The 14,322-nt window shown below is 63.7% G+C and carries 10 protein-coding genes; 2 read left to right on the top strand and 8 right to left on the bottom strand.

The annotated features are described in order from the left end of the window. Position 1: 1 nt before the first annotated feature. The 6 genes from ABQJ48_RS13925 to ABQJ48_RS13900 form a co-directional block, all read right to left on the bottom strand. Complete coding sequence (locus tag ABQJ48_RS13925; protein WP_367838586.1) at positions 2–643, bottom strand: response regulator; 642 nt, start codon at positions 641–643, stop codon at positions 2–4. Positions 644–817: 174 nt separating this feature from the next. Next, positions 818–1,189, bottom strand: coding sequence for a hypothetical protein (locus ABQJ48_RS13920; RefSeq protein WP_367838585.1), 372 nt, complete (start codon positions 1,187–1,189; stop codon positions 818–820). Between the two features lie 256 nt (positions 1,190–1,445). Further along, positions 1,446–2,285 (bottom strand): ABC transporter permease, encoded by an 840-nt coding sequence (locus tag ABQJ48_RS13915; protein WP_367838584.1) that lies wholly within the window; start codon positions 2,283–2,285, stop codon positions 1,446–1,448. A gap of 16 nt (positions 2,286–2,301) precedes the next feature. Further along, positions 2,302–3,579, bottom strand: a complete 1,278-nt coding sequence (locus ABQJ48_RS13910; protein WP_367838583.1) for an ABC transporter permease — start codon at positions 3,577–3,579, stop codon at positions 2,302–2,304. 143 nt (positions 3,580–3,722) lie between these two features. Next, positions 3,723–4,772 (bottom strand): ABC transporter substrate-binding protein, encoded by a 1,050-nt coding sequence (locus ABQJ48_RS13905; RefSeq protein ID WP_367838582.1) that lies wholly within the window; start codon positions 4,770–4,772, stop codon positions 3,723–3,725. Between the two features lie 109 nt (positions 4,773–4,881). Next, positions 4,882–5,979: an ABC transporter ATP-binding protein gene (locus ABQJ48_RS13900; RefSeq protein WP_367838581.1), complete on the bottom strand. Its 1,098-nt coding sequence runs from the start codon at positions 5,977–5,979 to the stop codon at positions 4,882–4,884. Between the two features lie 178 nt (positions 5,980–6,157). Between ABQJ48_RS13900 and pdxR the strand changes: the two genes are divergently transcribed. Further along, positions 6,158–7,705 (top strand): MocR-like pyridoxine biosynthesis transcription factor PdxR, encoded by a 1,548-nt coding sequence (pdxR, locus tag ABQJ48_RS13895; RefSeq protein ID WP_367838580.1) that lies wholly within the window; start codon positions 6,158–6,160, stop codon positions 7,703–7,705. Positions 7,706–7,721: 16 nt separating this feature from the next. Here pdxR and ABQJ48_RS13890 read toward each other — a convergent pair whose 3' ends face one another. Further along, a complete protein-coding gene (locus ABQJ48_RS13890) occupies positions 7,722–11,531 on the bottom strand; it encodes a DUF748 domain-containing protein (protein WP_367838579.1) in 3,810 nt (1,269 codons plus the stop codon). Positions 11,532–11,822: 291 nt separating this feature from the next. Beyond that, positions 11,823–13,268, bottom strand: a complete 1,446-nt coding sequence (locus ABQJ48_RS13885) for a DUF1254 domain-containing protein (protein ID WP_367838578.1) — start codon at positions 13,266–13,268, stop codon at positions 11,823–11,825. A 334-nt stretch (positions 13,269–13,602) separates the two neighbouring features. Between ABQJ48_RS13885 and ABQJ48_RS13880 the strand changes: the two genes are divergently transcribed. After that, complete coding sequence (locus tag ABQJ48_RS13880; protein ID WP_367838577.1) at positions 13,603–14,319, top strand: FMN-binding negative transcriptional regulator; 717 nt, start codon at positions 13,603–13,605, stop codon at positions 14,317–14,319. Positions 14,320–14,322 lie beyond the last annotated feature (3 nt).

The raw sequence follows: 14,322 nt of genomic DNA, 5'->3' as shown, positions 1-14,322 counted from the left end.
ATCATCGCGCCAAAGCGATCCGGCAACGTCGCGCCAGATCGATCAGTTCAACCAACGATTTGACGCAAAGCTTCTGCATGATACGGGTCTTGTGACTGCTGACGGTTTTATTGCTGACGAATAGCGCATCGCCGATCGCCTTGTTCGACATGCCTTTGGAAAGCATCTGCAGGATCACGAGTTCCTTGTTAGACAGCAGTCTCACCCGCTCCTCCTCGTCTGCCGCCACGTTGACAGGGGGCACCATGCCGCCGGTGGCCATGACGGGGAACACGGTGTAGCCGGCGAGCACGGCTTCCACGCCCCGCATGATCTCCTTCATTTCCTGCGACTTGCCGACAAAGCCGTGGACGCCGCAGCGCATTGCGCGCGGGGCAAACGTCGCGGGGTCGTGCCCCGACAGCACCAGTACGCGGATCGACGGATGCACGAGCTTGAGCCGCGGAATCACATCGAGCCCGCTGATGCGCGGAATGTCGAGATCCAGTATGGCCAGACTCGGCGCGTGTTGCCGGGCCATTTCGACAGCGGTCTGTCCGTTGTCGGCCTCGATGACTTCCTCCACTCCCAGCAATTGCATGAGCTGCATCTTGATGACCATCCGAAATGCCGGGTGGTCGTCGATAACCAGAATAGTTGACATCTTCTGCATTCCCCCTTTGAAGCGTTCCCCGTCGCACTGGTTTTTTTCATCGCGCGGCTTAAGTTATGTCTAGCCTTGCGGCACCTGTGGTCGTTTCAGTGTCGGCAACCCGATCCAGCCAGGCATTGTCCGCAAGCTTCATGACCCATAGCCGGTTCGGCAATGCGTGGCAAGTCACGCCGCCTGGTCGCAGGTACGGCTCGACGAACCCCGCGCGCGACCACGGCAGCCCCAGGTTGCCGGCTTCGTTGCCCGGCAGTCGGTGTAGCCGGTGATCTTGATCGTGCGTTGGGCCGGCAGCGTATCTAGACCGACTGCCAGCGCGTGGAGCCGGCGCTTGCGGCCGGGGACGATCGCCGCAGCGTCGGCTTTCATGTAGCCCGTCTGCTCGCCCGGCCTTTGATCGAGCTGCGCCTGCAACCAGTCGAGCGTGACGCGGCTGTTCCTGATCGACGCATACCTGTTGACCCATCGCGGATCGAGCGCGCCCGCTGCTTCGTTCTGAAGCGCGCCGACGCCGGTTTTCAGCACGCTTGCGTCTTCCATGCCGAGCCGCTCCGGCGCGGCATGGTCCGCGCAAGGGTTTAAGGCCAACGCGCATGCAAGCGCCGTTAGCTCCAATTTCATGGCCTAGGTGCGTCGAGCGCATTTTTCTAAAGAAGGCCTAGAGTATGCAGACCGGCAAACCTGTGGGGAATGGGAACATTCTTAGAATGGCGTCAGAGAGTTTGCTGATTGGGACGCCCGCGGGGAATGAGCTGTCATTCCCCCTGCCGAACGATGCGGCAGGCTGCCGCCCCGCTCAAACCCTGACCGCGCGCGCCGCATTGCGCCCGCGCAGCCATTCGAGCGCGAGCAATAGAGAGGTCGAGAAAATGATCAGGATGGTAGCCAGCGCGGCGATCGTCGGGCTGATGTTCTCACGGATACCAGTGAACATCTGCCGTGGCAGCGTGGTTTGATCGGCGCCCGCGAGGAACAGCGTCACCACCACTTCGTCGAACGAAGTCGCGAACGCGAACAGCGCGCCCGAGATCACGCCCGGCGCGATTACCGGCAACGTGATGCGGAAAAACGTCCTGACCGGACTCGCACCGAGCGACAGGCTCGCGCGCACCAGGTTGTAGTTGAAACCCTGCAAGGTGGCGGCCACCGTCGTCACGACGAACGGCACGCCGAGCGACGCATGCGCGAGGATCAAGCCGACATAGGTATTGGCCAGTCCGAGCGGCGCGAAGAAGAGATACATGCCGACACCGACTACGACCACCGGCACGATCATCGGCGAGATGAGGATCGCCATCAGCAGGCCCTTGCCGCGGAAGTTGGCCTTGGTGAGGCCGATCGCCGCGAGCGTGCCGAGCACGGTCGCGACCACCGTCGCCGATGGCGCGACGATGAAGCTGTTCTTCGCGGCCATGCGCCACTCGTCGGATGCGATCAGGTTCTGATACCAGCGCAGCGACCAGCCGGGAATCGGATACACCAGGAACGTGCTCGACGAAAACGACAGCGGCACGATCGCCAGCACGGGCAGGATCAGGTAGAGCAGCGTCAGCACGACGAGCACGCGCAGCGCGAAATACCACGCGCGCTCGATGAGCGACGTATGCGGTGCGAACAGGGGCTTGGCAAGTTTCATCGCAGGTGCGCTCCGTTCAGCCGAGACTCAAAGACGAACGCGTGAAGCGTCCATAGATCACGTAGAGCACGAGCGTCGCGGCGAGCAGCAGGCCGCCGAGCGCGCATGCCATGCCCCAGTTGATGGTGACGTTGGTGAAGTACGCGACGTAGTAGCTGACCATCTGATCGTTCGGGCCGCCGAGCAACGCGGGCGTGATGTAGTAGCCGATCGCCAGAATGAACACCAGCAGCGCGCCGGCGCCGATGCCCGGATAGGTTTGCGGCACGTACACACGCCAGAAGGCGGCGAACGGATGGCTGCCGAGCGACACGGCGGCGCGTTGATAGGTGGGCGGAATCGACTTCATCACGCTATACAGCGGCAGGATCATGAACGGCAGCAGAATGTGCGTCATGGAAATGTACACGCCAGTACGGTTGAACAGCAGTGCAAGCGGATCGTGCAGCAGTCCGCTCGCGATCAGCGCCCTGTTCACCAGGCCTTCGCTTTGCAGAATCACGATCCATGCAGCGACACGCACAAGGATCGACGTCCAGAACGGAATCAGCACGAGAATCATCACGAGATTCGCGCGACGCTCGGACAGCGTCGAAACCCAGTACGCGAGCGGATAGCCGAGCAGCAGCGTGAGCAAGGTCACGACCGCGCCGATCACGAAGGTGCGGCCGAACACCGTCAGATAGATCTGCTGATCGGGATCGGTCGGAATGATGCGGCCGAACGCGTCCTGTTTGTGATCGAGCGAAGCCAGCAGATAGAAGGGTGAAACTGTGCTGGCGTTTTTGGCGATGGCCTGCCAGTACGCGATGTCGTTCCAGCGCTCGTCGAGTTCGACGAACTTCGCGCGCAGTTGGGCGGGCGTGAGTTGCAGGGGCTGGCTGTTGTCATCGGCGAACGGCATGGCGTGCGCGGATTTGGCGACGAGCGAGCGATAGCCTGGAATTTCCACGTTCAGGCGCCGGGCGAGCGCGCCCATGCCGTCGCTGTCGGCGATCGCGGTGAGGTCGGTGGCGAGCGCGGTGAAGGCGGCATCGGGCGGCGGCGTCTTGCGGTCCCAGCCGCTCAATGCGCTGAGCGTATGCGGCAACGCGTTGGCGACTTCGGGATTCTGCGCGGCGCGGGTTAGCAGCGCGCCGATTGGCACGACGAAGATGAGCAACAGAAAAATCGCGAGCGGTGCGATCAGCAGCAGGGCCATCGCGCGCTTTCTGGACTCCGCGGCTTTTAGTTCGCGCTTGAGCCGACCTGTCGATTCAGGCGTCGGATCGGCGGCGATCGTCATCGTGGTCATGTCCGTTTCCTTTGTCGACTGGAGTTAGCGCTTTAGCGCTTACTCCAGTCCCATGCGAAGCTGTCGGGAGGAGTCAGCGCTTCAGCACCTACCCCAGTCCCATGCAGAGCCGTCGACCAGAGTCAGCGCCTCAGCACTTACCCTCACTTCGAAGCCCACGACGAGAACCGCTGCTCCAGCTCATCGCCATGATCGGTCCAGAACGTCAGGTTCTGCAGCACCGCGTTCTTGCCATTGGCCGGCGAATTCGGCAGATCCGCGAGGGTCTTCGCATCGAGCGACTTGATCGCGACCACATTCACCGGACCATAGGCGATGTGATGCGCGTAGTCCTGCTGCGGCTTCGGCGACAACGAATACGCGATGTACTTCTCGGCCAGCGCCTTGTTCGGCGAGCCCTTCGGAATCGCCCAATAGTCGAGGTCGTAGATGCTGCCGTTCCAGACCACCTTGAGGTTCTTGCCTTCGCGCTGCGCCGCGTCGATCCGGCCGTTATAGGCGGTGGACATCACCACGTCGCCGGCGACGAGAAACTGCGGCGGCTGTGCACCGGCCTCCCACCACTGGATGTTCGGCTTCAGCTCATCGAGCTTCTTGAACGCGCGGTCCTGGCCTTCCTTGGTGGCGAGTACCTTATAGACATCCTTAGGCGGCACGCCATCGGCCATCAGCGCGAATTCGAGGTTGTAGCGCGCACCCTTGCGCATCGCACGCTTGCCGGGGAATTTCTTCACGTCCCAGAAATCGACCCAGCCGTTCGGCGCGGTTTTCAGCTTGTCGGCGTTATACGCGAGCGCCGTCGACCACACGAAAAAGCCGACGCCGCATGTTTGCGGAGCCTCGGGAATCAGATCCGACTTCTTGCCGATCTTCGACCAGTCGAGCTTCTCGAACAGCCCCTCATCGCAGCCCCGGCCGATATCGCCCGACTCGACTTCCACCACGTCCCAGTTGACATGCTTGGCTTCGACCATCGCCTTGACTTTCGCCTGCTCGCCGTTGTATTCGACCGCCGTGACCTTGGCACCGCTTTGCGCCTCGAACGGCTGATTGAACGCGGCCTTCTGCGCGTCGCCATTCGCGCCGCCGAAGTTGACGACCGTCAATTCGGCTGCATTGACCTGCCCGGCGCCGAACGCGAGCGCGGCGGCACCGACAGCGATGGCGCAGCGCGATTTCCCGATGGTGTTCATGTTGCTCTCCTTTGGTGGTGTGCATCAAGCTGAGTACAGTGCGACTTGTTATGTGCTGCTGACTTGCCCTGCCTGCGTCGAAACTCGAACCACTACGCGTTGGACGCGTTCATGCTCCCGCGAACACCCGCAGATGCTCGGCGGCGAACTCCAGCGCAACCGGCGCGCCGGGCGCGAAGGTGTCGAGCATGTCGGTGCCGAGCGGCACCTTCACGAAGCACTCGTCCTGCTCGCGCACGCCGCAGCGCATGCGCACGTGATCGCCGAAATAGATCAGCCCGCGCGCTTCGCCGCTGAGCGCATTGGCGCCGGGCCGCGCCGAACCGTTCGCAAGCTTCATGCGCTCGGGCCGGATGCACGCGATCGCCGGCGAGCCCGCCCGCGCGCCGCCGACATTGCGGCCTGTCAAACGCGTGCCGTCGCTCAGGTGAATCTCGCAATAGTCGCCTTCCACGTTCGCGATCGTGCCGCGCAGCTTGTTGCTGTCACCGATGAAGTTCGCGACGAACTCGTTGCACGGCGATTCGTAAAGGCGGTCGACAGTGTCGAGCTGCTGCACGATGCCTTTATCGAACACGGCGACGCGGTCGGACATGGTGAGCGCCTCGCCTTGATCATGCGTGACGTAGACGAACGTGACGCCGAGTTTCTCGTGCAATGATTTAAGCTCATACTGCATGTGCTCGCGCAATTGTTTGTCGAGCGCGCCGAGCGGCTCGTCCATCAACACGAGTTTCGGTTCGAACACCAGGGCCCGCGCGAGCGCGATGCGCTGCTGCTGGCCGCCGGACAGCTGCGCCGGATAGCGCTTCGCGAAGCTCTCCATCCGCACCATTTTCAGCGCGTTGCTGGTGCGATGCGCACGCTCTTCGGCCGAATGTTTGCGCACGGTCAATGGATAGGCGACGTTCTGCTCGACCGTCAGATGGGGGAACAGCGCATAGTTCTGGAACACCATGCCGATGTTGCGCTTATGGGGCGGCACCGTATTGAGCAGCGTGCCGTCGAGCCAGATCTCCCCGCCGGTGGGAAATTCGAATCCCGCCAGCATCATCAGACAGGTGGTCTTGCCCGAGCCGGAAGGCCCGAGCAGCGTCAGGAACTCGCCCTGATAGATATCCAGATCGAGCTGTTTGACGACCAGCGTTTCGCCATCGTAGGTTTTGCGCACGCCTCGAAAGCTGACGATCACGTCATCGGTTTTCATACCTTCGTCTCCTCGTCGAGTAAGTGCTTCAGCACTTACTGCAATCCCATGCGAGAGGGTCGCTGCAATCCGGCAAGCCGCACGGTCACCGCAGCGGGATTACATCCATTGCGTGGCTCACTATAGACCGTTACGGTTCTACACTATGGAACCATTTCATTATTCCGGATAGAACCACTTGGACACTGTGATCTTGTCGGACTGGCTCGCCGCGCGACTCGACCGCAGCGCCGCCGAACCGCTATACAGGCAGACGTTGCGGGTGATGCAGCAGGCCATCCTGACAGGCCAACTGCCGCCGGGCACCAAGTTGCCCAGTTCGCGCATGCTTGCGGAGGACCTGGGCATCGCGCGCAATACGGTGCTGCATGTCTATGACCAGTTGACCGCCGAGGGCTATGTGATCTCGAACACCGGCAGCGGCACGTACGTCGCCGACACCCGGCCGGACACCGCCGCGGTGAACGCGCGCAGAAAGCCTGCGGTGGCCGGCGTGGATGCGCAAGGTCGGTTGATCGGGGAAACCCCGAAGCCGTCCAAACGCGGACTGGACGACCTGTCCTCTCGCGGACGACGCCTGATCGACAAGGCCGGCGTGTCCGCCAAGCAGTGGGGCGCGTTCATGCCGGGCGTGCCCGATGTCGCCGAATTTCCGGCGCGCATTTGGAGCCGCCTGCAAGCGCGTTTGTGGAAAGAGGCGAATCCCGACCTGCTCACGTATGCGCCCGGCGGCGGCTACCGGCCACTGCGACGAGCGTTGTCGGACTATCTGAGGGTCGCGCGCTCGGTGAACTGCACGCCGGATCAGATCATCATCACCACGGGCATCCATCAGTCGATCGACCTTGCCGTGCGTCTGTTGACCGATGTCGGCGATCGCGCATGGGTCGAGGAGCCGTGCTATTGGGGCGCACGCAGCGTGCTGCAATCGTCGGGTATCACGCTGGTGCCGGTGCCGGTCGACGACGAAGGTCTGAATCCGCGCGAGCAGGATCTGCAACAGCCGCCGCGTCTCGCGCTCGTCACGCCGTCGCATCAATATCCGCTCGGCATGGTGATGAGCCTCGCGCGCCGCCGCACGCTACTGGAATACGCGCGTCAGCATAACGTGTGGATCATCGAAGACGACTACGACAGCGAGTTCCGCTACGGCAGCCGGCCGCTCGCGTCGCTGCAGGGACTCGACGACGCAGGCCAGGTGATCTACGTGGGCAGCCTCGGCAAGATGCTGTTTCCGGGACTGCGAATCGGCTACATGATCGCGCCGGAACATTTGGTGGATACATTTCGCACCGGCGTCGCGGAGCTGTACCGCGAAGGCCAGTTGATGCAGCAGGCGGTGATGACCGACTTCATCATGGACGGCCATCTCACGTCGCATGTTCGGCGCATGCGGGCGCTGTACGGCGAGCGGCGGCAGATTCTGATCGACGCGATCACCGCGCGCTTTGGCAACGAACTGCCGGTGATGGGCGACCAGGCCGGCCTGCATCTGGTACTGGGCCTGCCGGATCACGCGAACGATCGCGCGGTGACGGCAGCCGCTTTCGACGCCGGCGTGATCGTGCGGCCGCTGGCGAGCTACTACAGCGTCGATCCGCCGCCACGCCGCGGACTGCTGCTTGGCTATGCGTGCGTGCCCAACGACAGGATCGGTCCCGCGTTCGACACGCTCGCCCGCGTGATCGAGCAAACCGCGCTGAAGGCGCCGACGCGCGCCGCCTGAACCCTGCCTCAAGCCCTTATTTCAAGCCGAAGTCCACGCGCGTGGTCGCGCCCTTGTCCTGGATGCCTTCGGCGTTCAGCTTCGGCGCGACGATGAACACGCGGCTGCTATCGATCTTGCCATCCAGATACTGCTGCACGCTCTGCGCGCGCTGTTGCGCAAGCTCGCGCAAGCTGGCGTCGTCGATCGGCGCGTTGGCGGCGAGCGCGCTCTTCATGTCGTCGTCCGGCAAGCTCTTCGTCAGGCCGACGAGGTTGCGTGGCTTCTTGAAGTCCGCGGACTTGTAGACCTTGGTCAGGTACTTGCCGTAGTCCTTCGCATCGACGCTCACGCTCGAAAGATCGACGCTTTCGCCGTTGCCCACCACGTCCTTGATCTTCTGCTGCTTGACGAGGCGGTCGACGTAGCGCGTGCGCAGCGCCGGTTCGTCGACGGCCGGGTCGACGCGGCCGATCAGGTCCATGCGGATCGACGGCTTGTCGGCGAGTGCCTTCACGATCGTGTCGAGTTTTTTGGTGTCGGCGTCCGTGAGTTTGGCCGAGCCCGGCTCGAACTCGACATAGCCCAACTCCTCGCCATTGCCGCCGAACGCGTGAGCCATCAGCGAGAACGGTGCGGTCACCGCCTTCTGCAGCAGATTGAGCACCGCATGCCAGATCAGGCCGCCGACGCTGAACTCGGGGTTCGACAGCGAACCCGACACCGGCAGATTCACGTCGATCTCGCCGCGCGAGTTTTTCAGCAGCGAGATCGCGAGACGCACCGGCAGCTTGGTCGCCGTATCGTTATCGATGTGGTCGCCAAACGTGAGCTGGTCGATGAACAGGTGGTTGTCCGCGTTCAACTGATCGTTGTCGAGCTTGTAGTGCAGGTCGACATTCAGCTTGCCCTTGGTGATCGGATAGCCGGCGTATTTCGACGAATACGGCGTGAGGTTGGTCAGCTCGATATCGTGTGCGCTCGCGGTCAGATCGAGTGCCGGTTTGGCGATCAGCGGATTGATGGTGCCGCGAATCGACAGCGGACCATTGGCCGCCAGCTTGGCGGCGATGTCGACCGGGGCCAAGGTGGTCGATTGCGTGCCGAACGCGCCGACCGTGCCCTGAATGCCGACCAGGTTGGCAGTGAAGTTGGGTTTGACGAAGTTGTCCGTATACGTGACACGGCCCTGCTGCAGCACCAGTTGCCCAAAGTGCAGCTTGACCGGACTTTGCGGCGGCGTGGCGGCCGTGACGCTGACGGGTGCGGCGGGCGTCGCCGACGAAGCCTGCGCGGGCGCGGACGCCGCAGCAACCGTCGATGCCGCCGGCGGCGTCAAGGACACCGGCTCCGCACCGCTCTTGTCGCGCGTGAGCGATTGCGCAGCGCCGCTTTCATGCGCGACCACGTCGTTGAGATTGAGCTTGCCTTTCGCGTCGAGCAGCACGCGCCCGTAGAACTTCGACAAGGTCACGCGGCCCGCGTCCACCGCCGTGCCGTGCTCGTCGTAGTCGGCCTTGAGGTTCGACAACGCGAGCGAGCCCCAGCCCGCGAAGCGGTCGGAGGTCGCCTTGTCGAGCATCCGCACGTCGACGAGCGCCATGTCGCCGTGATAGCTCGCTTTAAGCGCCTTCGCCTGAGTTACCGCGAGCTCGCCGTTGGCATTGAGCAGCGCACTGGCAATCACCGCATTCAGCTTGCTGCCGAAGTACGGTTCGAAGGCCGCTGCGTCGAGGCGGTTCGCGTTTATCTTGACGGCGAGCTTGAGCGGCGTCGCCGTGACGTCGCCCTTCAAGCCGAGCGTGCCGTTCCTGTTCAGCGTGGCTTGCAGATCGACCGGCAACGGACGGCTCAGGTCGTCGCTGATCTGCTGCACTTTGAGCTGCAGCGGCGTGATGCTCAGCTTCACCGGCTGCGGCGTGGTGTTGTCGGTGAAATTGGCGGTTGCGTCCTTGAGCGTCAGCTCGCCGATCTTGTAGTGCCACGCGGGCCCTTCGGCGTGGGCCTTTTTGGCCGCGTGAATCGCGGTGCGCTGTTGCGCGGCTTCATGCGGACCGGCGAGCGACGCGAGGTTGATGCTGCCGTCCTTCAAGCGCTGCGCGTCGACCGACAAGCCCGTCGTGGCAACGCTCGTGACATCCGCCGTGCGGGCGCTCACGTCCACCTGCTTGACCACCACGCTGCCTTGCGCGAGCGAAACCACCGGCTGTTTGTCACCGCGCGCGGCTAGTTTCAGCGACTGCAGGTCCAGTTGCGTATCCGCCACCATCACGGTCACCGGCGACTTCCCCCAGTTCGCGTCGATGTTCGTGTTCACGGACAGCGCGCCGTCCGTCACCTGCGCGGCGGTCACGGTGTCGAGGTAAGGCTGCAATAGCGGCAGCTTCAACGACTTCAGATCGAGCTTCGCGCTCGCCGTCTTCGCGGCGAGACCGAGCTGGCCCTGGGCGGCGAGCGAACCGCCGCCGCCCTTGAAGTCGGTGTTGAGCGTGTAGTGCGCGGGCGCGCCGGCGAGCGTCGAAAAATCGTTCAGCGTCACTGCAAGTTTTTGCAGACCGACATCGACTGGGCGCGAAGCCGCGGCGTCGTGCACGTTGACCGTGCCGTCGTTGAGCACGAAGCGTTTGATCGATACATCTAGAGGCGCCGCGGTTTTTTTGGCGGCGTTGGCGTTGGCTTTCGCATCGGACGCATCGGACGCACCGGACGCCGCGGATGCGGCAGCCGGCGCGCTCGCCGCATGCTTTTCCGCTGCACTGGCCGCGCGCGCTGCGGCAGGCGCCGGCGCGAACATCCGCTCGACGCTCAGTACACCGTTCTTGTCGCGCGCGAGACTCGCGCTCGGTGCGTCGATGCGAATCTCGTCGAAGTGATAGAGGCTCTTCAACGGTTCGAGCGTCGCCGCGGCGACGTGCACCGCGCGCGCCGCGAAGAACGGCGCCTTGGCCTCGTCGCGCACGTCAACGTCGTTCATATCGATGGTGCCCGTCACGCGCAGCGCAGGCGCGTCGTTGGACATTACGAAGTTGAGCTTGAGATCGGTGGACAGCTTGCCGGACTGGACGGTCACCGGCAGTTTGGCCGGCGCATACGACATGAGCCGCGGCACGTCGAGCCCATCGAAACGCAACGACACTTCCGATTCGCGCGAGGCCGCAAACGGCTTGGTCTTGCCGTCGATGGCGAGCGGACTGCCGTCGATGCGCGCACGCAGCAACGGCTCGACGAAGATATTGGTTTTCGAAGGCAGCGTGGCGATGAACGGAATGCCGAGCTTCCATTGATCGATTACGTGCGTCGCGCCGAGCAGTTTGTCGTCGAACGTGATCTGGCCGTTTTCGAGACGAATGTTCGACACGGAGAAAAGCGTCGGCTTGGGCTCGGGCTGGGCCGGCTGCTTCGCGAACTTCTCGATCAGGTCGGTAAAGTTGAAATGCTGCGCGTCGTAGCGAACGATATGAAAGCGCGGCGAGTCGAGTTGCAACTCGTCCACGATCGGCGCGCCGCGAAACAGCGAACTCCATGACGGCTTGACGATCAGCCGTGAAATGTCGACGAAAGCTCCCGCGCCGCCGCGTTCGCCGATATGCACGTTATCGGCTTCGAACCTGAGCGTATAGGGATTGAGCGCGATGCGGCCGATCGTGGCGGGTCGATCGAGCTGTTTGCCGAGTTGTTGCTCGGCGACGTGACGAATCAACGGCGGTGCCGCGAAAAAGCCCAGCAGACCGAATAACAGGAGAAAAACCAGCAGGCCTATCAGAACGCGCCGTGTACGGCGTGACTGCGCAACCTCGCGCACGGTCTGCATGGAGGACGCTAATGATGCTTTATTGAGGCTTGCCATGCTCGGTATTGGGTAATGCGGCGGCAAGCCCGCCGCGAAAACGAAAATCCCGCAAAGCGGCAGTATAAGTGGTGAAGGGGGTGGCGGACAGAAATGTCAGCCGCGGGTGACAATTAAGGCGGCGCAACAGGGCCGCATTTCGGTCCCGTTTGCATTGCATTCTTGCCGCATTTGCGTCGCAGCAACGCGAGCGCAAATGCGGCATTTCGATAGGTCATGCGCGCGCGGCCGCGATGCCACTGACGCGCGGTTCAGTTCCGACCGTTGGCCGGCACACTTCGTCGACCCATCTCATTGGCGCACGACGGCCGGCGGTTGCCAACTGCCGTCGGCGGCTTGCGGTTTCGGTGCATAGAGACGCAACACCAGTTGCAGATCGGTGCGCGGCGCAGGCAACCAGTTACCGTTGCGTGCGCGAGTGGACGATACGATCACATCCAGCGAGCCGTCGCGATTGCGGTGTGCGCCAGTGCGGTCGCCGACCGCCAGACGCGATGGCGCGCTTTCTCCCAATGCGCCGTCCCTCGTGTATGCGGCGATCGACCAGAAGCCCCGCACCGGCGGCAACTGATTCGGCGCGAAGTGGATCACGTAGCGATTGGCGCCGTTCAGCGGATGACCGTCGCTGTCCTGCGCGACGACCGCGCGCACTTCGTCCTCGCGCGTGCCGACACCCAGTTGCATGTTCGCGGCATAGGAGCGTAGCGCGTAGTCCGGACCGTAACTGCCCGCGCCATCGCCGAACCAGTTCCAGCCATTGCCGCTCAGCAAATTGGGCGGCGCGCTGGCGACGCGCTCGCGACCGTCGGCGAGACCCGCGGCGATCGCATCCGGCGCGCCCGGCAAGCTCACCGGCTCACCGGGCGTCACGCCCAGGTCGGAGAGAATCGTCAGCGCATGCGGGTCGGCAGGGGTCGGCGGATTGTCGGGCAACGCGGCCGCGAGACGGCTAAAGAAGCCTTTGGCGTCGAGCGCCGCAACTTGCGCGGCCGGCGTGCCATGGGTGCCGGTCGCGGTATCGGCGGCGCTGCCGCGCGGCGGCGCAACCGGTGCGGTGCCCGCCTCGCGCATGTCGCCCGCGCGGGGCGCCTCGCCGGTGTAGACGCTCAGCGGCTCGACGCGAATCGCGCGTTGCAGCTTGCGAACGGCCGCGAAGTCGCGCGCGCCGTTCGACTGGATGCGCACGCTCACCCATGCATTGCGGGTCGGCACATCCACGCGTTTCACGCCTTGTGGCAGATCGCCTTGCCAGCGCGGCCCGACGAACGCGATGGCTTGCGTTTTCAGGCCCTTCGCACCGGTCGCCAACTGCGAGCCGGTCGACCACACGACATTGGTCCACATATCGAGCACGCGAGCGTCGACATAGCGACCATGCGAATCGGGCAGTGCGATGACCACCGGCTCGCCGCCGAGGTCGAGCCAACCGGTCGAATCGAGCGTGTCGACGCTCGGCCGTGGCGGATTGGCTGCGCCGATCGGCGGCAAGGCCTGCGCGTGACGCAGCGTGTTCAGGGGCGCCTGGCCCGGCCCGGTGCCGACCGCCGCGTCGCGCGCGACGCCCATTAGCACCAGCGGATAGCCGAATACGTAGGAATCGGCAACTTCGTCCTTGATCCAGCCAGCGGTCTTTGGCGGCGCGGACGGGGTCGACGCGCAACCGGCCAGAAATAAGAGGCCTGCAAGCGACGCGCAGGTCCAGTGGATCGAAAGTGGTGCTCGGCGACTTTTTAACATTCGTTCAGATAGCGGAACGTGCGGTGCTATGGGAGATGCCGACGCGCGGCGACGCCTGCATGCGTGGTCTCCCAAAGCCCAGCGCAGCCAGTCCGCGGTTCGCGATGCCAACTTCGGGTTGTATCGTATCCTTCGTTAGCAGGCAAGCGCAAAGGCTGCGATGACGCTTCGTCGTGCCCGGCCGGACTCCAGTTACAGTACGGTGGATGCTTTTGACGCATTGCTGCTGTGCCTCGCGTAGCGAAGGCCCGGCCCGCCGACGCGTCGACACCGTTTGCTCGTTCTGTTCTTTCGGGCCTTTAAGCTTTTCCGTTTTCGTATCCGGAGCGCGTCAATGTATATGCCAGCCCATTTCGAAGAGAACCGCCCAGAGCTTCTGCATCGCCTGATGGTCGAGCAGCCGTTCGGCGCGTTGATTACGCTCGGCCCCAATGGGCTCGACGCGAACCACCTGCCCTTCGACGCGGAGCTCGTCTGCGCACGCAACGAGTCGCAGCCAGAACGCGAATCCGGCGACGCGCAGGCTGCCGCCCTGGCGGACGGCGCGATAACGGGCGCGCGTTGCATCCTGCGCGCCCACGTCGCACGCGCGAACCCCGTCTGGAAGGAAGCCGCCATGCATCCCGACGCCCTGGTCATCTTCCAGGGGCCGGCCGCCTACATCTCGCCGACGTGGTATCCCAGCAAGCATGAAACGCATCGGCAGGTGCCGACGTACAACTATATGGTGGTGCACGCGCACGGCAAGATCGTCGTACGCGACGACGAGTCGTTCGTGCGCGGCCTCGTCGCGCGACTCACCCGCAAGATGGAAGCCGGCGAGCCGGTCCCCTGGAAAATGGGCGATGCGCCCACCGACTTCATCGCGCAGATGCTTGGTGCGATTGTCGGGATCGAGATCGAAGTGACGCGGCTGGTCGGCAAGTGGAAGCTCAGCCAGAACAAGGATGCCGCTGACCGTCGCGGCGCGGCTAATACGCTGCTCGCGCGCGCCGGCGATCAGCAGCAGGCCGTCGGACAGGCCATGCTGGACGCGCCGCCGGCTCTGTGAACG

Source organism: Paraburkholderia suaedae (genome assembly GCF_040812055.1).
Taxonomy (GTDB): Bacteria; Pseudomonadota; Gammaproteobacteria; order Burkholderiales; family Burkholderiaceae; genus Paraburkholderia.
Note: the sequence above shows the minus strand (reverse complement) of the source record. Positions and strands in the feature narration are given on the sequence as shown.